The 25,833-nt window shown below is 44.1% G+C and carries 23 protein-coding genes, 1 pseudogene and 1 riboswitch; of the genes and pseudogenes, 14 read left to right on the top strand and 10 right to left on the bottom strand.

The genetic code is table 11. The features are described 5' to 3' along the window. Positions 1–124 precede the first annotated feature (124 nt). The 3 genes from Psch_RS12280 to Psch_RS12270 form a co-directional block, all read right to left on the bottom strand. Positions 125–1,498, bottom strand: coding sequence for an MATE family efflux transporter (locus Psch_RS12280; protein ID WP_190240510.1), 1,374 nt, complete (start codon positions 1,496–1,498; stop codon positions 125–127). Between the two features lie 18 nt (positions 1,499–1,516). After that, entirely contained in the window at positions 1,517–1,963 is a 447-nt protein-coding gene (locus tag Psch_RS12275) for a MarR family winged helix-turn-helix transcriptional regulator (RefSeq protein ID WP_190240509.1), read from the bottom strand. A gap of 377 nt (positions 1,964–2,340) precedes the next feature. Then, on the bottom strand, positions 2,341–2,685 hold the full coding sequence (locus tag Psch_RS12270; RefSeq protein WP_190240508.1) for a helix-turn-helix domain-containing protein: 345 nt from the start codon (positions 2,683–2,685) through the stop codon (positions 2,341–2,343). Positions 2,686–2,835: 150 nt separating this feature from the next. Further along, positions 2,836–2,927, top strand: a riboswitch (cyclic di-GMP riboswitch). A gap of 66 nt (positions 2,928–2,993) precedes the next feature. Between Psch_RS12270 and Psch_RS12265 the strand changes: the two genes are divergently transcribed. The 5 genes from Psch_RS12265 to Psch_RS12245 all read left to right on the top strand — a co-directional run bounded on the left by Psch_RS12265 (position 2,994) and on the right by Psch_RS12245 (position 6,020). After that, positions 2,994–3,545 (top strand): HD-GYP domain-containing protein, encoded by a 552-nt coding sequence (locus Psch_RS12265; RefSeq protein ID WP_190240507.1) that lies wholly within the window; start codon positions 2,994–2,996, stop codon positions 3,543–3,545. Positions 3,546–3,566: 21 nt separating this feature from the next. After that, positions 3,567–3,920, top strand: a complete 354-nt coding sequence (locus Psch_RS12260; RefSeq protein WP_243124077.1) for a hypothetical protein — start codon at positions 3,567–3,569, stop codon at positions 3,918–3,920. Continuing rightward, the gene (locus Psch_RS12255) at positions 3,920–4,771 is read left to right on the top strand and encodes a CBS domain-containing protein (protein ID WP_190240505.1); all 852 of its coding nucleotides are present in this window, start codon (positions 3,920–3,922) and stop codon (positions 4,769–4,771) included. Before Psch_RS12260 ends, Psch_RS12255 begins: the two co-directional genes overlap by 1 nt. A gap of 330 nt (positions 4,772–5,101) precedes the next feature. Beyond that, the gene (locus Psch_RS12250; RefSeq protein ID WP_190240504.1) at positions 5,102–5,404 is read left to right on the top strand and encodes a LysM peptidoglycan-binding domain-containing protein; all 303 of its coding nucleotides are present in this window, start codon (positions 5,102–5,104) and stop codon (positions 5,402–5,404) included. A 406-nt stretch (positions 5,405–5,810) separates the two neighbouring features. Beyond that, positions 5,811–6,020 (top strand): hypothetical protein, encoded by a 210-nt coding sequence (locus tag Psch_RS12245; protein WP_190240503.1) that lies wholly within the window; start codon positions 5,811–5,813, stop codon positions 6,018–6,020. A gap of 145 nt (positions 6,021–6,165) precedes the next feature. Here the strand turns inward: Psch_RS12245 and Psch_RS12240 are convergent, their stop codons facing one another. From Psch_RS12240 to Psch_RS12225, 5 genes and pseudogenes are all read right to left on the bottom strand, one after another. Then, positions 6,166–7,266, bottom strand: a complete 1,101-nt coding sequence (locus tag Psch_RS12240; protein ID WP_206663773.1) for an RNA-guided endonuclease InsQ/TnpB family protein — start codon at positions 7,264–7,266, stop codon at positions 6,166–6,168. Further along, positions 7,256–7,648 (bottom strand): IS607 family transposase, encoded by a 393-nt coding sequence (locus Psch_RS21170; RefSeq protein WP_282432474.1) that lies wholly within the window; start codon positions 7,646–7,648, stop codon positions 7,256–7,258. Before Psch_RS21170 ends, Psch_RS12240 begins: the two co-directional genes overlap by 11 nt. Then, positions 7,649–8,107: pseudogene (locus Psch_RS21430) on the bottom strand (class I SAM-dependent methyltransferase); the annotation flags it as partial. 191 nt (positions 8,108–8,298) lie between these two features. Next, positions 8,299–9,861, bottom strand: coding sequence for a YifB family Mg chelatase-like AAA ATPase (locus Psch_RS12230; RefSeq protein ID WP_190240501.1), 1,563 nt, complete (start codon positions 9,859–9,861; stop codon positions 8,299–8,301). A gap of 526 nt (positions 9,862–10,387) precedes the next feature. Continuing rightward, a complete protein-coding gene (locus Psch_RS12225) occupies positions 10,388–11,368 on the bottom strand; it encodes a LysR family transcriptional regulator (protein WP_190240500.1) in 981 nt (326 codons plus the stop codon). 388 nt (positions 11,369–11,756) lie between these two features. Between Psch_RS12225 and Psch_RS12220 the strand changes: the two genes are divergently transcribed. Continuing rightward, on the top strand, positions 11,757–12,830 hold the full coding sequence (locus tag Psch_RS12220; RefSeq protein WP_345789080.1) for a TDT family transporter: 1,074 nt from the start codon (positions 11,757–11,759) through the stop codon (positions 12,828–12,830). A gap of 602 nt (positions 12,831–13,432) precedes the next feature. Here the strand turns inward: Psch_RS12220 and Psch_RS12215 are convergent. Continuing rightward, positions 13,433–14,392, bottom strand: a complete 960-nt coding sequence (locus Psch_RS12215; RefSeq protein WP_190240499.1) for an amidohydrolase family protein — start codon at positions 14,390–14,392, stop codon at positions 13,433–13,435. Positions 14,393–14,396: 4 nt separating this feature from the next. Here Psch_RS12215 and istA point away from each other — a divergent pair, with 4 nt between their 5' ends. The 6 genes from istA (at position 14,397) to Psch_RS12185 (ending at position 24,942) form a co-directional block, all read left to right on the top strand. Further along, positions 14,397–15,935 carry an IS21 family transposase gene (gene istA / locus Psch_RS12210; protein ID WP_190240498.1) on the top strand — a complete coding sequence of 513 codons (1,539 nt, stop codon included), beginning with the start codon at positions 14,397–14,399 and terminating at the stop codon, positions 15,933–15,935. Next, a complete protein-coding gene (gene istB, locus Psch_RS12205; RefSeq protein ID WP_190240497.1) occupies positions 15,929–16,675 on the top strand; it encodes an IS21-like element helper ATPase IstB in 747 nt (248 codons plus the stop codon). Before istA ends, istB begins: the two co-directional genes overlap by 7 nt. 906 nt (positions 16,676–17,581) lie before the next feature. Then, positions 17,582–19,561 carry a sigma-54-dependent Fis family transcriptional regulator gene (locus Psch_RS12200; protein WP_190240496.1) on the top strand — a complete coding sequence of 660 codons (1,980 nt, stop codon included), beginning with the start codon at positions 17,582–17,584 and terminating at the stop codon, positions 19,559–19,561. Between the two features lie 320 nt (positions 19,562–19,881). Continuing rightward, positions 19,882–21,114 (top strand): AsnC family transcriptional regulator, encoded by a 1,233-nt coding sequence (locus tag Psch_RS12195; RefSeq protein ID WP_190240495.1) that lies wholly within the window; start codon positions 19,882–19,884, stop codon positions 21,112–21,114. Continuing rightward, the gene (locus tag Psch_RS12190; RefSeq protein ID WP_190240494.1) at positions 21,115–22,533 is read left to right on the top strand and encodes an acetate--CoA ligase family protein; all 1,419 of its coding nucleotides are present in this window, start codon (positions 21,115–21,117) and stop codon (positions 22,531–22,533) included. A gap of 342 nt (positions 22,534–22,875) precedes the next feature. Further along, positions 22,876–24,942, top strand: coding sequence for a sodium-translocating pyrophosphatase (locus tag Psch_RS12185; protein ID WP_190258830.1), 2,067 nt, complete (start codon positions 22,876–22,878; stop codon positions 24,940–24,942). Here the strand turns inward: Psch_RS12185 and Psch_RS12180 are convergent. Beyond that, on the bottom strand, positions 24,939–25,091 hold the full coding sequence (locus tag Psch_RS12180) for a hypothetical protein (RefSeq protein ID WP_190240493.1): 153 nt from the start codon (positions 25,089–25,091) through the stop codon (positions 24,939–24,941). The genes Psch_RS12185 and Psch_RS12180 overlap by 4 nt on opposite strands. A 71-nt stretch (positions 25,092–25,162) precedes the next feature. On the opposite strand from Psch_RS12180, the gene Psch_RS12175 reads away from it, so the two are divergent. Together Psch_RS12175 and Psch_RS12170 are read left to right on the top strand one after the other, a co-directional pair. Then, the gene (locus tag Psch_RS12175) at positions 25,163–25,348 is read left to right on the top strand and encodes a recombinase family protein (RefSeq protein ID WP_282432464.1); all 186 of its coding nucleotides are present in this window, start codon (positions 25,163–25,165) and stop codon (positions 25,346–25,348) included. Positions 25,349–25,355: 7 nt separating this feature from the next. After that, positions 25,356–25,577: a hypothetical protein gene (locus Psch_RS12170; protein WP_190240491.1), complete on the top strand. Its 222-nt coding sequence runs from the start codon at positions 25,356–25,358 to the stop codon at positions 25,575–25,577. The last annotated feature ends 256 nt before the right edge of the window (positions 25,578–25,833 follow it).

Below are 25,833 nucleotides of genomic sequence, written 5' to 3'. Positions count from 1 at the left end.
TATCTTTTGTTTGAACTTTTGGTGGGACCGTCTACTGTAAGAACTAGACGGTTTTTTCTTATTTTGAAAATCATGCCTTTTTAAACCTGCTGGAGTTCTATTCATCCGCTCCGATTATAAAAACTCAGACAGACTGCTTAACCTGTGCAATTAATGGTTGATTTTGCGGGAGGTTTTTCATTTCCAAATAAATAAGGGTAGCCGTCAGCAGAACTGCCAGGCCGTCAGCAATCGGCGCTGTTCTCCAAACTCCGTTGATTCCCCAGAAATTTGGCAGGATCAGAAGCAAGGGGATAAACAGCAGTACCTGTCTGGACAAGCTGAGTATGGTAGATTGTACCGGTTTGCCCACTGCTTGAAAATAGTTTGAACATATTATTTGAAATCCTACAACCGGAAATAGCGCAAAAAACACCCGCATTGCCTGTGAGGTCATTTCCGTAAGCGCCGTATCCCCTTTGCTGAATAGCCCAACAATTTGGACCGGCCAGATATGAATGGCCGTATAGCCGGCTACAGCAATGCAGGTGCCGGCGATCACCGCTATTTTCACCGTCTCTTTAACCCTGTCATATTGCCGGGCGCCGTAATTAAAGCCTATAAGGGGTTGTGCTCCCTGGCTTAAGCCCACTATCGGCATGAATAATAAGGCAGCTATACTCATAATAATGCCCACAGCCGATAGAGCTAAATCCCCGCCATGTACCAACAGGGTTTTATTAAGTATTGATTGCTGAACACTGTTGGCGACTTGCATGGCAAAAGGGGCAAAGCCAATAGATATAATGCTGATAATTATAGGCAGCTGCAACTTAAGGTTTTTTAATCTGATTTTGACCAGGCTTCTGCCTGACAGGAAATAACTCAATACCCAGATTGCTGAAAGGAATTGGCCGGACAAAGTAGCTAAAGCCGAACCTTTTATCCCCAGTCCCAACTTGAAAATGAAAATGTAGTTTAAAACTCCGTTTATCAACGCGCCGGTAATTTGCGTAAACATAGCCAACCTGGGATTGCCTTCCGCCCTGATAAAGTTGTTCATCCCCATGCTGATGGAACCAAAAGCCGCTCCCAGCATAATAATGTGCGCAAAATCCCGGGCGTAAGGTAAAACTTCTTCACTTGCCCCAAAGAATATTAAAATCGGCTCGGGGAAGAGCAGGTATATTACGGCTATAATGACTGGCAATAAAATTATCATAACCATGGCATTGCCGGCTACCTTTTCGGCTTCTTCCATTTTCTGCTGTCCTAAACGGATGGAAATCAATGCCGTAGCGCCGATTCCGACCAACATGGATACAGCCATTAGAATAATCATAATGGGGAAAGCCACAGTTGTTGCGGCGATGGCGATAAAGCCGATCCCACGCCCTACAAATATCCTGTCGACAATGTTGTAGAGTGCGTTAATGAGCATAGCCACGATAGCGGGCAAGGAAAACTTCCACAACAGACTGCCTATATTTCGATCGCGCATTTCTAAGCTTTTTTCCATTTTGTCAACATTCACCTTTTAAAATTTTTTCATGAAGTCTACTGCATATTGCAAGCTGGCTACAAATTGTTTTATTTCTCCGGGATCTACGCCTCGGAAAAAAACACTCAGGCTTCGGGTGTGATCGTCCATAATTTTATTCATTTCATCTCTGCCGGCAGCACTGAGTGATATTAATAGCTTTCGTCTGTCGCAGGGATCAGCGCGTCGTATAATCAGGCCCATATCTTCCAATTGATCTATAAGGGCAGTCAGACTACCTTTTTCTATATCCAGCATTTTACCGATTTCAGTTGGGATCAGGTGATCATGCTGGTATAAAATACTGATAATCTTGACCTGGTTTTTTTTAAGCCTGGGATTGCCGTCATAATGCTGGCGGAACCGGCATAGAAACTTTTCATGAAACATACCTATAAAGGAAAACAATAAATTGTGCAATTCTTTAGCTTCCTGGAAATTCATCAGCACCACCCCTGTTGGATAGTTAGAATACTAACAATAAGAATACCGACATAATTTATCATATAAAGGCTTCTGCGTCAAGGGCATAAGCCCATAGGAAACAAGGATCTTCTAACTCTAAACGAAGCCGTCGGGTTTTGGAAAAGTACCGGCTACTGCTCTACCTGAAGAAGCTGCAGTAGCTCCAGCTTTGGTATACGTAGCAACGAACCTCCACCGGGGGATAATACAACTTCAATTTCGGTAAACTATATATGCAGACATACAAAAGGCCTCGCTCTCCGCAGCGGGGCTTTTGTGTTTTACAAAGAAATACTCAGCTAATATCAATCTTTTTGGCAGGTTGATAATTTATACTATAAAGTTACGCCGCTTAACTATTGCCTGTCATTATTCTTTATGGATTTTAAATAGGATGTTAGTACTTCCTGTAAAAAAATTACTTCATCAATTCGTTTTCTTGTAATTAACATAATAATCAAATTATGTAACGACCGGTCAAAACGATTTTCAAAATTTACCAGGAGATGATAAGGCTCTACCTCCAAAGCCTCTGCTATTTTGGCTATTGTTGCCAGGGAAGGGTTTCTTTGTCCCCTCTCAAGATATCCAAGATATGAACTAGTTATGCCAATATCCTGAGATAATTGATTTAAAGTTAAACCTTTAGCCTTTCTATAATGCCTCAGATTCAATCCACATGTTTTCAAAATATCAACCATATTTTACCTCATTTTTATTTATCCCTTGAATGAACAATTAAATTTTAATATATATTTTTGCCCTTCCCAAAAAAATAAATTCAAACTATTGATAAATGTATACTCATAGTTGTATAATTTATTGAATATTTTCTAAAAAGCATACCACCTGTTGTTTAAGGGCAAACCACTCCGAAAGGGTGGGACGCAAAGCTAAGACTCTTATCAGTTATGTTTACTGGTGTGATTGTCTGGCTACAAGAGAAATGGCTTGGTAATTTCTTTTTTTATGCCCTTTTCTTTAACAGTTTAGGAAGGGGTATGAGCTTTTGCTTAACGAGATTAACAAATTAATGATTGCATTAAATAATTATGATTTTGAAATTTATTGTCATTCTATTAGCGTTAGTTATATTGCATGTCGTATTGCATATCATCTGGGATTACAAGATAAAGATATTTCGATAATCACTAATGCAGCTTTATTACATGATATTGGCAAGGTTAAGATTGACAAAAGTATATTATCTAAAAAAGAACAATTAACTGGCAGGGAATGGAGTATTATTAAGAGACATCCTGAATCTGGAGTTGTTATGCTGAAGCCTTATTCCTGGGCTAAAGAACTCCTTGTATTAATTTTGTACCATCATGAACGATGGGATGGAAAAGGATATTTCGGTGTCGAAGCAAACGATATACCTCTAGGGGCTAGAATAATTGCCGTTGCTGATGCTTTTGATGCAATGAGAACCTCCAGGCCTTATAAAAAAGGAAAGGCATGGGATGAAAGTTTAAGTGAAATTGAAAAAAATTCTGGAATGCAGTTTGATCCCTATTTGACAGAAAGACTAATTCGATTAGCATATTTGATTTTCTAAATGAAATGGTGGTGTTCTAATTTGCATGCTCAAAAGGTTGAACCTGGAAGAAAGGCGCTATTTTCGATGAAGTTAAGCGAGTTTGAGATTCCGCCAATTCAGGATGTGTTATTGATTGGAAGAAGAGCTCCCATAGGTCCGGAAGCCGTAAAGAGAATGATAGATTTAATGTGTCCCGGTCAGTACGAAATACATTTAATTGAGGAAGGACCTCTCGAAGCGGTAGTAATTCGTAAGTCACTATCAAAAATGGTTAGTAATGAAAAATTACTGGAAATTGTTTTGAATGAAGCAAATAAGGTTGCATCTGAAACAACATTATTAAAAGCACAGGTTGATATTGTGCTTGCGATTAGTCTAGAGGTGGAACTTTAATGGCTTCCATTTCTAATTATATGAGCAGTCCTGTCATTACGGTTGATATTCTCGACAGTGTCGAACAAGCCGTCTCATTAATGGAAGAAAACTGTATCGGTGGACTTCCAGTTTTAGAGGACGGTAAACTCTGTGGAATGATCACTTCAAGGGATGCCCGGCGTTCTCATATGAACCGTATTATTGCAGACGCTATGTCCAAAAATCCAGTATTTGTTTATACAAATACGTCCCTTTGGGATGCAATTAATTTAATGGAAGAAAAACAAGTAGAAAGGTTGCCTGTATTTGAGAGCGGTAAACTAGTAGGAATTGTTACTAAAAAAAGTCTTCTGGCTGAGGCCGGTAAGCATGAAGATACGCTGACTGGCCTTAAAAAAGCCCCATATTTAAGGTATATGGCAGAAAATATTCTCAGCCAGGGGAAGGAGCTTACGGTTATCTTCTTCGATATCAACGGCTTCGGAAAAATAAATAAAAAGTACGGTCACGTTAGAGGAGACATCTGCCTAAAAATTATAGGACGATTGCTTTTAGAGAGAACGGAAAATGGTGTTTACTTTCCGGGACGTTATGCCGGAGATGAATTTATGGTGATTACCGCAGAAGATACTGAACGTTCTAAGGAATGGGCCATTAAAATAGTTAATGAAGTAGCAGTACTAACAAAAGAGTTTGGAGTACCGATAAATATTGTTGCTGGTGTAGCAAGAGGAGGCAGTGACGGTACATGTATAGGCTCTTATTTTGCTATTGCTGTTGATAATTTGATAAATAAGGCCAGCTTGGCCAGTACTATTTCCAAAGAGGAAGGAATACAAGTCACATGTATTAAGGGAGAACTGAAATAGACTATTTTACCCTTGCTTTGGACTCCAGCTGGCAGTAGTAGTTACCCGTAGGTATCGGCGGGTATTTTGTTTTGTCTTTAATTAATTAAAGATTATTTGGATTTTGACGAATAGTATAGTAGTTACTAAGGGGAGATGAATTAAATCAATCAGCAATCCAACGAGGTTTTCGCGAAGAGCATTGGTGAACTAGAAAAGCAAATCCACAAATCTAAGGGGATATCAGTTCTTGCGGCACAATTGAAAGAGCGGCTTTTACCTCTGGGTATAGTACTTTTATTTGTGATTATGCTTACAATCATATGGAGCCTGAAATGTGAAGTTTCTTATTTGGGAGCTACAATATCCCAGCTTAATAGTGAAAATGCATCACTCAAGGAACAAATTTATGCACAAGCAACACAGATATTGCCAACCACAAAAACTTCTGACGATAAAGATGTAGATGGATTTATTTTCCATGTCGTTCAAGCAGGCGATTGCTTTGCAACTATTTCTGAGCGATACTACCAAGAAGTTGATTACACTTCTGAATTAGCAAAATTAAACGGATTGACAATTAATTCGACATTGCATATTGGACAAGTTATAAGAGTCCCAAAAGATAAACCTGATTTAAAGAATAATCTGTAGGGCTATTTTCTTTCGGGAATATTATAAATAATAACTTATTCATTATTTGGGTGAAACTCATGAAATTAAAGGAAATACGCAAACGGTTGGTTTCATATGGATATCACCCCGACGAGGTTGAATACGCGATTGCAGAAGTTCTCCAATATAAGAGTCCTCAATCACTTAAAAAGATTGATTTTAATATACTACGAAACATGTTACAGGAAAAATCGGAGGTAACTAGAGCTAAAAAAATCTAACTTGTTGATTATAAGGTAATTATATTTAATCAAGCTTAATTACAGCAAAGTAATGAAGATTTAATGAGCCTTCGGGCTTTTTTGTTTTTGGGAGTTTATACGGATAAAGTCCGAACGGAGGGATAAGCTAAGGAATAAATTATATTTGGTGGGGGTACGGATCAATGCCAAAAGCTGACGAACTACGATCAACCAGGGCAGAAGAATTACGAAGGATAACTGCCGACCGGTTAAGAAATTTCGACGCGGGGGATATTCGGGATGTAACGGCCGAGGAGTTGGAGGAATTATGTGAAGCTCCAGGGGACCTTGGTTGTTCGGAGCAAACAAATACCGTAATTCCCAAAGAGGATACTCATCCCATGAAAAGGTAAAGGATGTTGACCGTTCCTTTCTTCATAGAAAAATATTCCCACTCCGAAATTCCTGCATCATCGACCCGTGACTAGATGGTCTCCCACCCCCGGCAGAGGGATCTCTACAGGCGTAAATTCCCGGAGAACTTCCGGTACTCAAATTTTAAGCAAGGCTTCTTGTATATTTCTTCAGGTTGACAGCAGCATTAACGTCACGGTCATGCTGCGCCCCGCAGGAAGAACAGTCCCATTCACGAATAGACAGAGGCATGCTATCCCTCACATGGCCGCAACATGAGCATGTCTTGCTGCTGGGATAGAAACGGGGAGCAAGTGTCAACACTGACCCATACCACACAGTCTTATAGGTGAGTTGTCGCCGGAATTCTCCCCAGCCCACGTCAGCGATATGCCTGGACAACCGGTCATTTTGCAACATCCCGCGGACATTCAAATCTTCGAGCACGATCTCTGACTTGGTTTTTGCCAGCTCTGTCGTGAGCTTGTGCATGAAGTCCTGCCGGATGTTGCGGATGCGCCGGTGAAGACGGGCTAGGTCAAGAGCGCTTTTCTTCCGGTTGTTGGAGCCTTTCTGTTTCCTGCTGTGTTTCTTGGATAATCTCTTGAGTCTTTTCAGATACTTGCCCAGTGGTTTAGGAGCTTCGATCTTCGTCCCGTCAGACATGGCGGCAAAATGGTGCAACCCCACGTCAATGCCAACAGCATCACCGAAGACAGGTTCAGGATCTGGAATCGCTACCTCACAGGAAAAGCTGACAAACCAGCGATCCACTTCTCTGCTGACGGTGGCCGAGAGAATCCGGCCACCTATCGCTGATTCTTCTTTGAGACGGATTATACCCAGGCGGGGAAGCTGAACGGCTTTCTCTTCAACCTTGATTGCGCCCGTCAATCGGAAAGAGTCATGGACACCTTTCTTCTTGAACTTGGGAAATCCGATCTTCTCTCCTGCTTTCAGACCAGTGAAAAAGTTTTTGAATGCCCGGTCGAGATCCCGCAGGGCTTCCTGAGGAGCACACTTGGAAACCTCATACATCCAGGAAAAATCTGTCTGTTTAAGTTTATTCAACGCCCGGTGTTGGGCCATAGCATTAGTTGACTTCTTTTCCGCTTGATACAGCTCGATCCGGCGGGCTAGCCCCCAGTTGTAAGCGAAGCGAGCGCATCCGGCATGCTTGGCAAGGAGGATTCTCTGAGATATGTTTGGTTTTAACTCATACCGATAGGCACGGTTAATTATCATTCTCTAAGGCCTCCATTGCTTTTTTTACCTTGTTCTTTGCCGACCTGCGGCCATATAGCCGGGCACAGAAGGATGTGAGAACTTCAATCATATCTTGAACCAGATCATCTTTCATTTCAGACTGGTCCATCACGATCACCCGTCTACCCTGGACAGAAAGACAGCTTTCCACGTATTCAAACACAAACCGCATGAGACGATCACGGTGTTCAACCACAATCACTCGTATCTTAGGATCTGCAAGTAATTTCATCAGTTTTAGGCGGTGTCCGTTCAGACCGGATCCGATCTCTGTTACGGCTTTACCGATTTCCCAGCCTTGTCCGTTTGTATCAAAAACTATTTCTGCGCCGGGGAAGTTGTCTGCTAAAAGCTTGAACAATTCTTTTACTTCTGTCTCGGTGAAGTAAAACAGCACCCCTCCTGAAAAGAACAAAACATCGGACGAACCGGTTGAGACTTCCTTTACCCAGGCCGGGTCAAGCATGGATCCCGCTATGCATTTTGAACGTGCGCCTTCCGGGATTATTTTTTTCCTTATTTCTATGACGTCGGGGAGGTCCAGGTCATACCAGCGCGATTTACCGTTGTCGATACGGAAAAAGGTAGTGTCCAGGCCGGCGCCAAGGTTTACCACAGTGGCTTCAGAATGATTTGATAAGAAGGCTTTAATCGTTTCATCAAACATTTTTGCTCTTGTGATCCATCCAACATTAAAAAAATCGCTAAAAATCTTTTCTACGCCTGCAAAATCATATTCGACTATTTGTTCCACAATTTCAACTGCTTTGGGGTCGCTTAAAACCGGATTGCCAATTTTGGTTAGTTTGGCCCTCCCCATAAAGGTAACAGCAGCGTCCCTTGGACGTTTGTCAAATTAATTTTCATTTTGTTCTTCCTCTCAAATCAAAGTATCAAGTGGCTATATGATTAAAATGGATGTGTCTGCGGCGGTTGCCGGTGTGCCAACATGGAAGAGACATGTGCCCTTTATAGGGATATGTAGAATAATCCTTGGTGGGCGCATAAAACCTATAAGCTCTTGTTGTCCATAGAACGGTACTGCAGCGCCTCGGCCACGTGGCCTTCCTTAATCAGTTTACTGGCAGCCAGGTCAGCTATGGTTCTGGAGACTTTGAGGATGCGGTCGTAGGATCTTGCGCTCAGGTTTAGCCTGCTGAAAGCGTCCTTGATCAACGCCTTGGCGTCCTTGGTAAGTTTGCAGTACTGCCTTATCTCTCGCGGACCCATGCCGGCGTTACAGGTTGCACATGATGGTTTGCTCCGCAGCGTCCCGGCTGGTTCTTCTGCGGAAAACCTCTGCCGTTGTATTTCCCTGGCTCGTTCCACCCTGTTTTTAATTTCCCTGGAGCTTTCGCCTTGGGGCTGTTGTGATATGTCTTCGTAAGGGAGCCTTGGCACCTGAATATGGAGGTCAACCCGGTCCAGGAGAGGTCCGGAAAGACGGGAAATATAGCGCTGTACCTGGAGCGGGGAGCAGGAGCATTCCCTGACCGGGTCGCCGTGATAACCACAGGGGCAAGGGTTGAGCGCCCCCACCAGCATCAACCTGGCCGGGTAGGTCAGGGATGCGTTAATCCTGGAGATGGTCACCACGCCGTCTTCCAGGGGCTGGCGCAGCGCTTCCAGGGTGTCCTTGTGAAATTCCGGCATCTCATCCAGAAACAAAACCCCGTGATGGGCAAGTGAAACCTCACCAGGCTTGGGAATCCTCCCGCCTCCAATTATGCTTATCGTTGATGCGGTGTGGTGCGGGGAGCGGAAAGGGCGCCTGATTAACAACGGACGGTTGGCAGGAAGCAGTCCGGCCAGGCTGTGTATTTTGGTCACGTCTATAGACTCCTGAAAGGTCAGGTCAGGCAGTATGCCGGGCAGGCTGCGGGCAAGCATGGTTTTACCGGAACCTGGACTGCCGAGCATAATCACATTATGGCCGCCGGCTGCGGCCACTTCCAGACACCTCTTGGCTGTCTGCTGGCCTTTGATGTCCTCAAAATCAAAAGCTCCTTCCTCCGGATGGGCCTGCAATTCTGATAGGTCCAACCTGTAAGGAGCTATTTCATTTTCGCCGAGCAGGAAAGCTACCAGTTCATCAAGGCAGGAAGCAGGAAAAACATCAATTCCTTCCACGAGCGCGGCTTCTTGCGCGTTTTCCAATGGCACAACCACCTGCTGTAAAGCTGCATCCCTTACCGCCAGCACGTTGGGGAGCACACCTGTTACACCTCGCAGGGTGCCATTAAGGGACAGTTCCCCGAGATAAACATACTTCTGGAAGCGCTCAGGAGGCAGCTGCTCAGTGGCAGCCAGGATGCCGACTGCAATGGGGAGATCGTAAATTGGCCCCTCCTTTTTGAGATCAGCGGGGGCGAGGTTGACTGTAATCCTCTTGACCGGAAATTCAAGCCCGGAGTTTTTGATGGCGGTGCGGACGCGGTCCTTGGCTTCACGCACCGAGGCGTCCGGCAGCCCAACTATGTCGAAGCTGGGTAAACCTCTTGACACATCCACCTCAACCTCCACGATTTGACCATCCAGACCGCTCAAAGCGGTGCTTTTCACTATGGCAATCATGCTTGCCTCCGCATAGAAAAATGATTTACACATCTTTCTATTATTTTGCTGTAAAATCCTGCCTGGAATTGAAAAGAGAGGTCGGTTTCTTCTGTGTTGGTATTTAGAAGCCGTTTACAAATGCTAGCGGACAACGTTTATATAATTGAAGAAGACGGGGGACAATCCGGTAGGGCGATTCACCCTGTGGGTCAAGCAGAAGCTTTCGACCGCTGCAACCTATTTACTCCCACCCTCTGAAGCGGCTCTTTTGAATGGAGTGGTTTTCGGCACCCAGGGGATGATAGATTAGGAAACACGACAGGCTTTTACCGAAACAGGAGTTGCGCAAGCCACCACATTTCCGGAATATGCACGTAGTTTTGCTTGTTGGTGTGCTATTATCTGCACTACTAACCCACCTTATTCGCAAATTTTGCAGGATTTATCACCAAGACATTCAACTTCCCATCATTACAACCAAGGTATACTGTTGCTTGCCTTAGTACGCAGCCTTTAGTAGCTAAAAATCTATTGTACTCCCAAGCTATTGATCATTAACGGGTTCGGTTATCAGAACACTTCTGTTATTCCAGCTTATCTGTCTAGAAGTTATGAAAAAGGGACACTTACCCTGGGGAAAACATTTATGAATGAAGTTTAATAAGGCTAATACTGTTGGAACATGATGTTGGTATTTTGCTGAAATGACATAAAAATACCTGGGGATTACGAATTTGCTGCTGTCTATTATATTGAGGATGCCTGCTGAAAGCTCTAGTGTTATCGCATACCTAGAAACAAAAGCAATTCCCATTTTTGCCGTAACCAAACGCTTAGTTGCTTCGGTGTCACCGATTTCTATATAATTTTTGAAAACAACTCCGCTATTATTTAAGAATCGCTCGATCAAAGCACGTGTTGCGGAGCCTTTTTCCCTCCAAATAAGGGTTTCTCTTTCAAGGTCTTCCACTAAGACCTTTTTTTTATTATTCAAATGATGTTCCGGTGAAATGATCATTACAAGCTCGTCCCGGAAATATGTCTCTACGTGCATGGCCGGGTTTTTAACCTCATCGCCCACTAATCCCAGGTCCACGTCTCTATTTGTAACCAACTGTTCAATGGTTGCGCTGTTTCCTAAACGCAATGAAATATCTATGTGGGGGAACCTCTCATGGAAGGCCTGCAGCACTTGCGGGAGTATATAGCTACCAATGGTTGTACTGGCACCGATGAGTACATGGCCGCGCTCCAAGTCCTTAAATTGAGACATGGCCCGCTCGGCCTGGACTGCCAGATCAAAGATCCGGTCGGCGTAATCGAAAAGGCTGCGGCCCACGTCGGTAAGCTCTACATGCCGTCCTCTCTGAACAAAGAGCTCAAGGCCAAGACTTTTCTCCAGGGCGGCTACCTGGCGGGAAACGGCAGGCTGACTTAAGGCCAGCTCTTCCCCGGCCTTTGAGTAACCGAGATGTCTTGCTACACTGTAAAATACTTTTAGCTGGTAAAGGTTAATTTCAGACAATAGCTGCGCTCCTTTTAATCGTTCGAATTATTACTGCAGCGCATACAAATATGCATACAATGCATTTGTATTATAATTACTGTTATGATACGCTGTAAACAAACTAATGGCAAGGAGCATAATCAATGGATAATCAATTCTTAAATATAAATTTAACCTCCTACTCCCCGGGTTCAGGCTGAGCTTGTAAAATAGGTCCTGCGGACCTGGCGCAGGTTCTGCGCATTCCGGACGCTACGAAAGCACGGTGAGGCTTAATCGAATAGGTACCAGCGTGTAGTTATATGCGAATTATTTACCATAATTTGGTTGGCGTACGATTTCTTCCGTTTCGTGAGCAGACCCCGAGGATGAAGTTTTAGAATTCTTAAGAAAGCAGGGGTTCAAAGTGGTAAACTCCTTCAAATCACGTGATAAGCAGGAAATCCTGAAATATTGCGTAGGATACGAGGATAAAAGAAATAGTGTCCCATTCCCATCAGTAAGTATGAGAAACATAATTGATAGAATCCCCGTACCGGCATCAGGGCTGATGCTGGGGCTGGCAGCTGCAGGCAATCTAATATCGTCCTACTCAAATATATTAAAAAGCATATTTGGCATTATATCCGCTTCAATACTGGTGCTTCTTTTAGTAAAGATAATTTGTAAGATCGGAGTCGTCATTGAGGATTTAAAGAATCCCGCAATTGCCGGTATTGCTTCTACTTTCCCAATGGGAGTTATGGTTCTATCTACCTATATTCACTCCTGTTGGCCGTTTGCATCATATGTCATATGGGTTATAGGAATTTTGATGCACTGTGCTTTAATCATCTATTTTACAAAAGAATTCATTTTAAAATACAGCATTCAAAAGGTTTTTCCAAGCTGCTTTGTAGTATTTGTCGGTATTGCTGCGGGAAGTATCACGGCACCTGTATTTGGAGTTGATTGGATCGGCAGGGTATTATTCTGGTTTAGCTTTATTGCTTATTTGATTCTGCTGCCAATTATTACTTATAGAACATTCGTAATTAAATCTATACCTGAATCGCTGTTGCCTACGGTAGCGATTTTTGCTGCGCCTACAGGTATATGCCTAACCGGATATCTAAATTCTTTCCAAGAAAAAAACATGACATTCATTTGGCTGTTAGTAGTCATGTCACTAACAATGTTTTTTGCAGTACTTCTTTACATGCCTAAAATGTTTAGGCTAAAGTTTTATCCAAGCTACTCGGCTTTTACATTCCCTTTTGTTATAAGTGCAACAGCAATTAAGGCTACCGATGGTTTTTTTATAAAAATGCATATGGATATCCCTGCACTCAAATACCTTGTGTATTTTGAAGAAGTATTTGCTATTACTTTTGTTGTATATGTCCTGATTAGATATATCTGCTTTATATTCATACAGTCTGTTGGAGTAGCACCGCAAGATACCCAGAATGCTGTAAAACAGTATAGTAACAACGGATAAATATATTTGTCCTTTCACCATAATTCTGCTACACACCTGCCGACAAACCGGGGGGATTCCATATCGTTGATGGCCTAGTTTTAACCCATGGAATATGATAGTAGATACAGCGCGTATTTAAAACGAACTGAAATTCCACCCTCAATATCTCTCTATTTATACCGATAGAGATATGAGAGCCTTGTAGTTGTAATTTGCAAAGGTGGTATATTAAATTCTCAGGCTTACAGAGATGTAAGTTTCTATAACCCGGGTCCTTTCCAGCAGTTCTTTTAAACACCGTATCTGGCAGCAAGACTTTGAAGAGTGAAACTTCTCTTCATCATCAACACGGCACCAACATTCTTCAAATTGATTCCAAGCAATGTATAATACTTTGCAATGTCGTAGGTCTCGAATAGGGTCCGCCCTCATCGGTGGATGAACCTGAGCTCCTACTGCTGCAGCTTCTTAGTACTCGCATCTGATCGCGCAAGGCCGCTTAAGGGTCGCTTCGCGAAGCAGACACCTCGTATGTTAACAGGAGATACTCCTTTTTTCAAAGCTCATTTTTGCTTACTACAGGAATGCTCCATATGTCAGGCAAAGAAATCTTGCCGTCATCAAAGGGTATCTGAGATATCTTTATGACCAGTTCTTATATTAAAAACTCTCATAGAGTTATCTCCTAATATAAGCCTTTTGTCTTCATTAATAAGACTCATATCCATAAATCGTTTAATGTCATGTATAGGACAACCAAAAGGGTAGTCGGAACCAAAAATAATCCTGTTTGCACCTATTTTATTAATAATATCAATTACTATATTATCATCCCGCCAGCAATCATCATGTACTCTTTTAATACAAAGCAATCCAGAAATAGCTATTGATGTATCAAAATATACATTTCTATATACCTTCGATAACCATAGTACATCCCCAACCTTTCCCTCAGCCATATGACCTAATATAATCGGGATATTTTGGTATTCGTCAATTACCGGCATGAGCATTTCTAAATCGGAATAATTGTTTATTCTAACTTCCGATGTTAGCCCACAGTGAAACACTATTGGAAATGCAATTTCATTACAATACTCATACACACTCTGAAGCCTGTAGTCATTTGGCAAGAACCCTTGTACGGAGGGATGAATTTTAATTCCTTTAGCCCCTAATGCTATGTATTGTTTTAAATGGCTAAGAATATTTCCTTCCATTTCAGGGTGAATACTGATAAGTGGAACAAGTTGTGTATGTTTCTTTGCCATAGTAATTGTCCATATATTGTTTTGGTGCAATACTTTTACTGGTGCGAAATTGGCTAAAATTGTGTAATCGATGCAACCCTTTTGCATGTTTGAAACAACTTCTTTAATTATGCCTGTCCCCATATGGGTTGGTTCCATTTTATGGAATGAATATGCCGGGTCAAACTGAACAGTTTGACCGCTGAGATTGAACAGTGTCTCCGTTTGAAACTGGACACCCTTTCCGGCAAAGTTGAACACCGGATATGACCTTTCTGCTAAATTGAATTTATGCATCTGAAAGGTGCAAATAAATTCAAGGAGGGTCATAGAGATGACCAGTTACAAAGAGATTCTGCGGCTACATAGCCTCGGAATCAACAACAGCCGCATTGCGTCTGGATGCGGATGCTCTCGAACCACGGTTATTAACGTGCTTCAAAGAGCAAAGGATCAAGGGCTAAGTTGGCAGACAGTGGCCGAAATGTCCGACAAGGAGTTGTCACAGCGCCTTTTTTCTTCGGAGAGCGCTAAGCCCGCGTACAAAATGCCGAATTACGACTACATCCATCGTGAGATGGCAAAAAGCGGTGTGACCTTAACTCTGTTATGGCTTGAATACTGCGACCAGTGCCGCGAGTCCGGGCAAGTACCGTACAAGTCGACCCAGTTCAACAAATATTACGCTGACTATGTGAAAAGCACCAAGGCAACCATGCACATTCACCGTAAGCCTGGGGAAATCATGGAGGTAGACTGGGCGGGACAAACCGCCAGGATCATCGACACAGACACGGGAGAGATTATCCAAGCCTATGTGTTTGTGGCTGCCCTGCCATACAGCGGCTATGCCTATGTGGAAGCCTTCCTTTCACAAAATCAGGAGAGCTGGATTACCGCCCATATCAACGCCTATCGCTTCTTCGGTGGAATCACTCGCATTATGGTACCGGACAACTTAAAAACCGGCGTGGAGAAGGTGACGAAAGGCGAAGCAGTTATTAACAAGACCTATCAGGAGATGGCTGAACATTATGGTACAGCGGTTATTCCATGCAGAGTTAGGGCTCCCAAAGATAAACCCACGGTAGAAGGATCGGTCGGCATCATCTCAACATGGATACTCGCTGCTCTGCGTAATCAGCAGTTTTTATCGTTACGAGAGCTGAATGCTGCCATTCGGGAAAAGCTAATGGTTTTTCTAGAGAAACCTTTTCAGAAGAAGAACGGGAGCAGAGCCACCTCGTTCGATGAGGAAAAACCCTTCTTGCTGCCGTTGCCCTTAAAGCCATTTGAATTGGCGACCTGGAAGATTGCCACTGTTCAATACAATTACCATATCAGTGTGGAGACCCAGAATTATTCGGTGCCGTTTGAATACATCAAGCAGAAAGTTGATGTCAGGATTACCCGCAATGTGATTGAGGTCTTCTTCCAAGGCAATCGCATTTGTTCTCATCCCCGGCTCTATGGTAGGAGCAATCAATACAGCACCCTGGAAGTCCATATGCCACCAGATCATCAAAAATATGTGTCTTGGAACGGCGACCGCTTTAAATCCTGGGCAGCCAAAATCGGTGAGAATACAAGCGCTGTCATTAACCTGTTTTTAGGAAGTCACAAAGTCGAGCAGCAGGGCTACAAGGCTTGTATGGCTCTTTTGAAACTAGCCGACAAATATTCGGTGGAGCGCCTTGAAGCGGCCTGCACCAAAGCATTGTCCTACACTGTACAGCCTAGCTTGAAGAGCGTTCAGGCCATCTTAAAATCCGGTCAGGACAAGCTGCCGAAAGAAACCCCAGCCCATTCCTCCTCTGAATTTGGACTCACACGAGGAGCCGATTACTACAGCAGGAGGGATGGAAAATGCTAAACGATTCGACCGTAACCAAGCTTCACGAAATGAAGCTTAGTGTCATGGCCGCAGCATTCCGGGAACAGCTCAAAAACGCAAACTTGTCTGACATGGCTTTTGAAGAACGCTTCGGTCTGCTGATCGATGCCGAATGGGCAGCCCGTAAAAACAATCGGCTGTCGCGCTTGATCAAAAACGCGGGTTTTGCCTTCAATGACGCTTGTATTGAGAACATTGAGTATCATGACGATCGCAAACTCGACAAAGCTCAAATCATCCGCTTGGCTAGCTGTAACTACATCCAAGAAGCCCATAACATCATAATCCTTGGAGCCACGGGCAGCGGAAAAACCTACCTCTCAAATGCTTTTGGCATGGCTGCCAACCGAAACTTTTACACGGTTAAATATGTACGGCTTCCCGATCTGCTGGGTGAATTGGCCATTGCACGCGGTGAGGGGACATACCGCAAGGTCATCAAAGCTTACAAACAGGTAAAGCTGCTCATTTTGGATGAATGGCTTCTGTTTCCGCTCAAGGAAAGCGAAGCCCGCGATCTGCTTGAGATCGTAGAATCTCGTTACAAAAAAGCTTCTACCATATTCTGTTCCCAGTTTGAGATCGGCGGTTGGTATCATAAAATTGGCGAACCGACACTGGCCGATGCCATTTCAGATCGCATTGTGCATGATTCCTACACCATTTTTATCGACGGTAAAAACTCTATGCGGGAGCGCAAGGGTATTGCCGACAGATAATTCAAAACAGCCTTACGGCTATTGAGGGCTCTGCCCTCAAACTCCCGAGGTTTATCGCTTAGTTTTCCAAAGAGAGTGATGTTATGTTGCTTTTAACAAAAAAAGAGCGACGCTCACCGGCATCACTCTCCCCGCAAAACTCTTAAGCCGCTCGGGTCACTCCTCAGTGTTGCCCTATCCTGCTTAAAAGTAAAAGCAGTTTGAGTATACCATGTGATCCTTTAGTTATCAATGTACAGCCACTACGGAATGATTGTTCAATTTAAACGGTCTTAGTGTTCAACTTCGGCGGTCTAGGTGTTTTTTCTTAGCGGAATATACAATGGAATGTAGTAAATGCTTTTAATATTTTAATTGCTTTATCATAAGATGAGTTTAATGCTCTTAAAAAAGAAAATAAATCAACTGATAAAATCGTGGATGATAAAACCAATAACTCATGATGTTGTTGAAAATAAATTATGTTTAGGTACCGGGGAGCCTACGCATGGTATAATGGGAGAAACGACGGACTCTACTTTTGTAGACATGTTCCCGGAGCCACCCCGTCGGCATATTGATGAGACCATGATGGGGGTGGTAGTCAACGACACGGCCACCTACGTTTTTTGAATTTTTGTAATCCGGTATGTTGTCAAATTTATTATTTGGTTGAGTTACATTGAAAATTATCGGGAACAACCTACTTTAACTTGACAGCATTATTGGCAAGTTGTGAAAGTAGCGATATTTCATGGGTATGATATAATAATTAATTAAGAAAGCCATATAAGTATCTTATATAACAAGAAAGACGCCTGTTATGATGTTGACGCTTGGTTAGATTCGGCTTGCAGTAGGTTTTCACGGTAGAATTAGTGTTAGCTTGGGCAATCTGCAGCAATAAAGAAACAAGGAGTCTTCATTATGTCGCTTGCTCAATTAAGAAAAAACAACTCCTTACTTAAAGAGGAATGGCAGAATTTTATAAAGTATGATAAACAGCCGGTTAAAGTTAACCGGGCGATTCTTTCATCCTGGCAAAGGTGTAAAAGGTTGGGCATTGATCCTTATGGTGGGGAAAGTACGAAAATATTATCTAGTGCGGAGCTAACCGGAAAGTTAGAGCAAAATGAAAACTTTTTGAGAGTAGTCAAGCCTTATATGGATAAGATGTATCAAATGATAAAAGGTTCGGGTTATGTTGTTTTTTTGACGGATAATGAGGGCTGGGTATTGTATGTTGTAGGGGACAAAAAAATATTAAGAGACTTCGAGGACAACTTGAACTTTGGTATTGGGGTTAGCTGGAGCGAGCAGGCGGTGGGCACAACAGCTGTCGCAATGGTACTGGCAGAGGGAGTCCCCGTGCCGTTTATTGCTGAAGAAAAATACTGCATGAAGCTAAAGGAGCGGGCTTGTTCGGCAGTGCCTATCAAAGATCCAGAGGGGAAAATTATTGGGGTACTGGGTTTTGCCATGAGCTTCCAAATGGTGAAGAAAATTAACTGCCAAATCTTCGGCATACTGGTGGCGGCTGAAATGGCAATTGAAAATCACCTGCTGGTTATGAAGACAAGAGAAAATCTTCATGTGATAAGCCAATATTATAAGGCTGTATTTGATTCGGTTGCAGAAGCGGTTGTGACGATTGATAGGAAAGGAATAATCAGGGATATCAACAAGAGCGCAGGAGGGCTCCTATCAATCAATCATGAACAAGCAGTCGGCAGGAAAGCGAGTGAAATCCTGGATTTTCACCCGGTTACGCTAAAAACATTTGATTCCGAAAAAGGTTGTCGCAACCAAGAGGTTATTCTTGATTCCAAACGGGGGAAAATATTTTTAAATAGTATTCCCATATTAAAAGACGATGGTGAAATCGCTGGAGTTATAGGTGTCTTCAGGGAAGCTAAAGAACAAAAAAACTTAGCTTCTAAAAATAACAGCAAAGCAAAATTTACTTTTGACAGCATAATAGGGAACAGCAGGGAAATCCAGGAAGTTAAACGATTGGCAAACATAGCTGCCAGGGAATCTTCTAACGTACTGCTGTTTGGTGAAAGCGGGACTGGAAAGGAATTATTTGCTCAAGCTATTCACAATGCAGGTTTCCGGGCGGAGGGCCCCTTTATAGCCGTTAATTGCGGGGCGATACCAAAAGAACTGATAGAAAGCGAATTTTTTGGTTATGAGAAGGGGGCTTTTACAGGGGCATGCCAGGGCGGCCGCCCTGGGAAATTTGAACTTGCGGTGGGCGGGACAATCTTTTTAGATGAAATAGGGGAAATGCCTAAAGACCTCCAGGTAAGGCTATTAAGGGTTTTACAGGAAAAAGAAGTTACACGGTTAGGCGGTGCGAAAGTTGTACCGGTGGACGTCAGGGTCATCGCCGCCACGAACAAGGACCTGTCAAGGATGGTGGCGGAGGGTAGTTTCAGGGAGGATCTTTACTGGAGGTTAAATATAATATCTATAAATATTCCCCCTTTGTCTCAGCGAAATGGTGACATACCTCTGTTAATTGAATATTTTCTTGAAAAACATTCCCGGAAGCGTGGAAAAAAATATTCTTTAAGTAAAAATACAAGGGAGATTTTACTTAATTACCATTGGCCCGGAAACGTCCGTGAATTGGAAAACGCCCTGGAAAGGGCGGCGCTCTTTGCGGAAAATGGTTACATTTTGCCTGAACACCTTCCTGGATATATTACTACATCTAAACCGCAGTACAATAAAACATCCACAGGAACGCTTTCTTTGGAGGAAGCAGAAAAGCAGTCGATTCAACAAGCTCTGGATATAAGCAGGGGAAATTTAAGTCAAACAGCTAAAATTTTAGGGATTGCCCGGAATACACTTTACTGTAAAATGAGGAAATATCAAATAGGGTGTTATGAAAACTAACACCTGATAGAAATTCTAACACTTATTGATTTTCTTTGTCCTCATAAGTTTTCATTGGATTTAAATATATCTATGATTCAATTTTAGGACATAAGCCTCTACGTTAATTTTTAATGTAGAGGCTATTTTTTGAGTTTTTATGCCTTTTTCTTTAAAACACTTCTCTGGCATATTAGTTGCTTAGTACTATAAGCAACTTAATAAAATCATTATCAATCCCGTATGTGTGGTATCTTTGCAAAACAGGTTATGGGGGGGTAGATACCTTTGTAATTGTTTTTTAAGTAGATATTAAGAAAAATCAAAAAGGAGGTCAAAAAATGTCTGATAAACAACAAAAAGATGCACCAGCTTATATGCTTGGTAGTGATCAAAGGCAAGAGTGGATGAGAGATTACTTTTTTGCACCCAGAGGGATTGGCTTTTCAGAACCGGGTATCGTACCGCTGGACGACGCAGCCATGAGCGCGTATAACGTGGCAAAATCCTCATACCAGATCCATCCCGACGTCTTCAACATGGATTACCTGTCCAAAGCTGTTGGGTTGGGTAAAAATGAAATTGTTAAACGGCTGCACAGGCTCTATGATGAACACCTGATTATGTTTGTGATGAATCCCGCCACCCAGGTCTACGGATGGGGGCTATATTACTGGCTTGTTAAACTAAAAGAAAACACTCCCAGGGAGACCAAGGCAAAATTATCAGAATGGTATCAAAACAAGGATGATATCTGTACCGGTTATGAATGCAGCGGCGATTTTGATTATTTTAACGGAAACCATATGAGGGTTTTGGATAACCTGCTGGCCGATGTTATTGAACCCTGGAAAAACAACCCGGAAATAGAGTTTGTGCATCTTTGCCCGATCCGCCGTGACATCCGGGAATCTAATGTCAATATGTGGGACGCGCCTGGAGATTCCTACCGTGAACTTTTCTGGGGCAAGGATCAGTTGGAAAAGTTGGCAAAAATACAGGACAAGATGGACCTGACGGATTTAAAAATTATCCAGGCCTTGAACACTAAAAAACCAATGGAAGAGCTTTTTGACTTCAAAGTCCTGGCTGATATTTCAGGCCTGGATCCAAAAGAAATGTTGGCCGGAATCAAAGATGTCGTAGAAAACAAACGTATACTGGTTCCCCTGTTTCACCTTAATTTTATGAAGCTTGGCCTTACCAACCATGCATATGTAATACGTTTGTTCCAAACTATACCCAGTTATCGCAAGGCTCAAATTGCCGATGAACTGTCACGGATTCCGGAACTGAATAACGTCGTTGAATTTACTGATTCTTTATATGATATATCTGTCTGGGCCTATAATGAAATTTCGGATACCAAAGCTTTGAAGGAAAAACTCAACTCTTACAGCGAGATCGAAGACATAAAAGAAGCCGATATCTACAGGCAATTCCGGCGCTGGGTATGCCGGATGGACGACCAGAACGGTTTTTGGGAAGAATGTGTGTTTACCGACGATTTCCTCCAGGACCGCACTGTGAAAGACGGAATAAAATGCAGCATGGCCAGGAAGGAGGAGGAATAAATGAAAATCAGCGCTCCTCGTCAATATGTGGTTGATAATTTGAAGTATGCCCTCAGCCCCTCTTCCATCGCTGTTGTAGGCGCTTCACGTTATAGTACCAAAGTCGGTTACAAGGTTATCGAAGGCTTGAAAAACTGGGGTTATAAGGGGACCATCTATCCGGTTAACCCACGGGCGGAGAAGATCCACGGCTTAAAAGCATATAAGACCGTCATGGATATTCCGGGTGAGGTGGACTTGGTCTTTGTCGCTGTCCCCGCTCATCTGGTGAAAATGGTTCTGGAACATGCCGTGGCTAAAAAGGCTAAAATGACAGTTATTGCTACAAGCGCTTTTAAGGAAATCGGCAGGGGAGACCTGCAAAACCGCCTGACTCAGTTTTGCCGGGACAACAAGCTGCCTCTGATTGGTCCTAACCTGGTTGGAATGGGCAGTCCTTATCTTAACTTCAACTGTGGTTTTATCCCCTATCTGCCCATTAAGGGCCCGGTGGCAATGATATCCCAGTCGGGAGCAAACCTGCTGGCCGCCCTGGGGACTTCACAGACTTCCCATTTTGGCATGAGCTTTTTCGTCGGCCTGGGCAACAAGGCAGATGTGGACTTTGCCGAGTTTGTCGCTTACGGAGCTAAAGATCCCAATACCAAATGCATTTCCACGTATATAGAGGGCCTGGATTCTCCGGAAGCATATGTTAAGGCCTGCCAGTCTGTTGTCCGTGAAAAACCGGTAGTAGCTATCAAGGTCGGAGGATCCAAGATCGGGGTTAAAGCGGCTTTTGCCCATACCGCATCTGAAAACGAAGGTACTGATGATGCTTACTACGATAAGATTTTTGAAAAAGCCGGAGCTATCAGGGCCGGCACATGGCAGGAGTTTTTAGATATTTCCCTTGCCCTAGGTATGCAACCCGAATTAAAAAGTGATAATGTAGTTATGATCACAAATGGCGGCGGTTCAGGCTTGCTGGCCTGCGATCACTTTGAAAGAGTCGGCATGCCCTTAACTGAACTGAAAGATATTTCTCCTAGTCTTATTCAGAAAATCAGGGCTTACATGCCCATGTTCGGTTCGCCCCTGAACCCTGTGGACATTGCCGGCACGGCTTCCCCCATTCAGTATAAGGGAGCTTTCAGGCAGGCCCTACGTGACCCGAACGTCGACGGTGTTATAGGTTCTATCTGCCCTACAGCCGTCACCGACGTCCCTGCTGTGACCGACATCGCCATTGAGATTTATGAAACCTATAAACACCTCGGGAAGCCGTTTATCATGGAATGCCAGGGTGGAGGCGAATGCAACGAATCGATAATGAAGCTCAGGGACCACGGCATTCCCGCTTATCCTACACCGGAACAAGCTGTTAATGCTATGGTTGCTTTAAGAAAATACGCGAAAATTAAAAAAATGATTGGTTAGTTGGAGAATCGGCAACTAAGGCGTTCTACATGCCACCGGCATCGCCACGTATCATGAAAATGTATTGTTAGAGTAGAAAAAAAGAAGTAAAGTTCCCAAGGATGATATGAGATCCCGCACAAAATGTGAGATCTCATATCTTATCCATTATGATGTTATTTCCTGAAATATATCAAATATTTTGGATTATTTGAGGTTTTAGATATAAAAATCGTACTTTACGATAAGTGGAAAAATATTAATACAAGATGAGGTCTGAAAGATTGCTATTATAGCAGTTGAGCTTTGTTGGAAAATTTTCAGAAAAGGTCTAAGGAGGTTAGCTTAGAAGTGCAGGAAACAATGACACTTGCTTGGTACGGCGTAATAACCGGGGCAGTCGCCCTTCTTTTTGCGCTTGCAACATTTGCAAGCATTATGAAAGAATCCATGGGCACCCCCAAAATGAAAGAGATTTCGGAAGCGGTTCAGGAAGGCGCCATGGCCTATCTGAACCGGCAGTACAAAACCCTGATACCTTTTACTATTGTTGTTGCAATATTACTTGTATTAGTGTTGCCTATGCTTGATCCCCGGGTTAAAGGAATTCCTTTGATGATATCATTCCTCGTGGGTGCTGTTTGTTCAGCTATTGCAGGATACATCGGAATGAACAGCACTACCAAATCAAACGCTCGGACTGCGGAAGCTGCTCGTAGTTTTGGCTTGGGCAAAGCACTGAATGTTTCCTTCCGCGCCGGCTCAGTTATGGGACTGTCTGTAGCAGGTTTAGGCCTATTGGGAGTTTCTGTTTTATTCCTTATTTATAAAGACGCCGTTGTTATCAACAGCTTTGCCTTTGGCGCATCTGCCATCGCGTTCTTTGCCAGGGTCGGCGGCGGTATTTACACCAAGGCTGCCGATGTGGGCGCAGACCTTGTAGGTAAGGTTGAAGCCGGTATTCCCGAAGATGACCCGCGTAATCCGGCTACTATCGCCGATAACGTGGGTGACAACGTAGGCGATACCGCCGGTATGGGCGCCGATCTGTTCGAGTCATACGCCGCGACCACCATCGCCGCTATGATTATCGGTAATAGTATTTTCGGGCCCAAGGGCGCCCTTTTCCCACTGTTGGTAGGAGCGATTGGGATTATCGCTTCTATTATCGGCACTTTTTTTGTACGTACCGGTGAAGGCGGCAACCCGCAGACGGCTCTTAATGTGGGCCTGTGGGCCACCAATCTTATGACCGCTATCGGCGTATACTTATTATCTACCAGGACTTTCCCCGGCAGGGATGGCGTGGGTATTTTTCTGGCGGTTGCCGCCGGGTTGATTGTTAACATTGCTATCGGCGCCCTGACCGAATATTACACCGCTAATAACAAACCGCCCTGCCTGCGGATCGCCGAGGCCTCCAAGACCGGGCCGGCCACCAACGTCATCCATGGCCTGGCGGTAGGGATGGAGTCGGTGTTCTATCCGATGGTGTTCTTTGCGGGCGCGATTTATTTCGCTTTCTGGGCTGCTAGTTGGGTTGACCCAAGCCATGCCATTTACGGTATTGCCATGGCTGCCATGGGTATGCTATCCACCGCCGGCATAGTGGTGGCTATGGACTCCTTCGGCCCCGTCGCCGACAACGCCGGCGGTATTGCTGAGATGGCCGAATTGCCTGAAGAAGTCCGTGAAAAGACCGACAGGCTGGACGCTGTGGGCAACACCACCGCTGCCATCGCCAAGGGTTTTGCCATCGGTTCGGCGGCGCTTACAGCTTTAGCCCTCTTCCAGGCCTTTGCCGACGAAGTGGCCAGGAACCCGAAACTTGCGCATCTATTGACGAATGGCCACCTGGTTATCAACCTGAACAACCCGACGGTGCTGGTGGGACTCCTGCTTGGCGCATCCATTCCTTTTGTTGTCGGCTCTGCCACCATGCGTGCCGTGGGTGATGCCGCTTTCGGTATGGTGAACGAAGTGCGCCGCCAATTCCGTGAAATTTCGGGGATTATGGAAGGCGAGGCCAAGCCGGACTATGCCCGCTGCGTCAGTATCGCCACCGGCGCCGCCATCAGCAAGATGATCTTCCCCGGCCTTGTGGCTGTTATCGTGCCGCTAGTTGTGGGCTTTGGCCTGGGCGCGCTGGCCTTGGCCGGTTACCTGGCCGGTTTGACCGCCACCGGCGTTCTGATGGCCCTGTTCCTAGCCAACGCCGGCGGCGCCTGGGATAATGCCAAGAAGTGGATTGAAGCGGGCAACCTGGGCGGTAAAAAGATCGACGGCAAGCCCAACCCGGTCCACCAGGCAGCGGTTATCGGCGACACTGTCGGCGACCCCTGCAAGGATACTTCCGGACCTGCCATGAACCCGCTAATCAAAGTTGCAGGTACCATTGCCCTAATTATTGCTTCCGTTTTATTCCACTAATAACCATCGCTATTTCTGCCGGCCAGAACTGTGACCAGGTTAAATTCCAATACCAGGCAGCAGATAGCGAAAACTGTATCGATACTCCAGCCGCCCGAACTTTTAGGAGCGCCCACCCGCTGTCGGTAGACTAATATAAGGCTTGCCAAGCAGCGAGCTTACCCCTGTTCCAGATATAACCATGGCAATCCCGTAAAAACCGAACTGGACGCAGAGAGATTTGTGGTATGCCACTAGCGTAAAGGGGATCTTGAGAAACGACGCCCATATCGGAACCTTACGTTGTGGTACTACCAAGGTAAGCAAAATGAAAGGCAAGAAGGTCGGGGTGGACAAGGAAGAACAATTCGTCCACCCCGATTTTATGCCTGCCATTATTAATAAGGAAGACTTCAACATGGTCTAGCAGATATTTGAAAAAAGGTTCCAATGAAAAGGTGCGGGCCGGGAACCAGAAGATACACAAATATGCCGGGATACAGAAGTGCGTTAAATGCAACAAGGGTTTTGTGGCCAGAAAAGTAAAAGCTAAAATTATCTATGTGTGTTCAACCTTCCATGAGTTTAGGGCGCAGTACTACAGCAGCCACAGGGTGATGGAGGTGACCTGGACGAAATTATCCTGGCTCAGTTAAATAAGCTACTTTATATGACAGAGCTAAGATTAGACGAAGTTGATAAAAGCGTTACTGAGCGGTTAAGTAAAAAAAGGATTACGCCAGGCAGGCGGAAAAGGCCAGAATCAACATTCACAAAAAGCAAGAAGAGATTAAGAGCTACTCAAGGCATCTGGCTTAGGGGTTCATCAATGGGAAGATGTTCCTGAAATTATCCGGGGATGCGAATAGGGACTGGCCAGGTTGGAGGAACAGCTGACCGAATTGGAGAAAC

Source organism: Pelotomaculum schinkii (genome assembly GCF_004369205.1).
Taxonomy (GTDB): domain Bacteria; phylum Bacillota; class Desulfotomaculia; order Desulfotomaculales; family Pelotomaculaceae; genus Pelotomaculum_C; species Pelotomaculum_C schinkii.
This window is presented reverse-complemented; position numbering and strand designations above follow the sequence as displayed.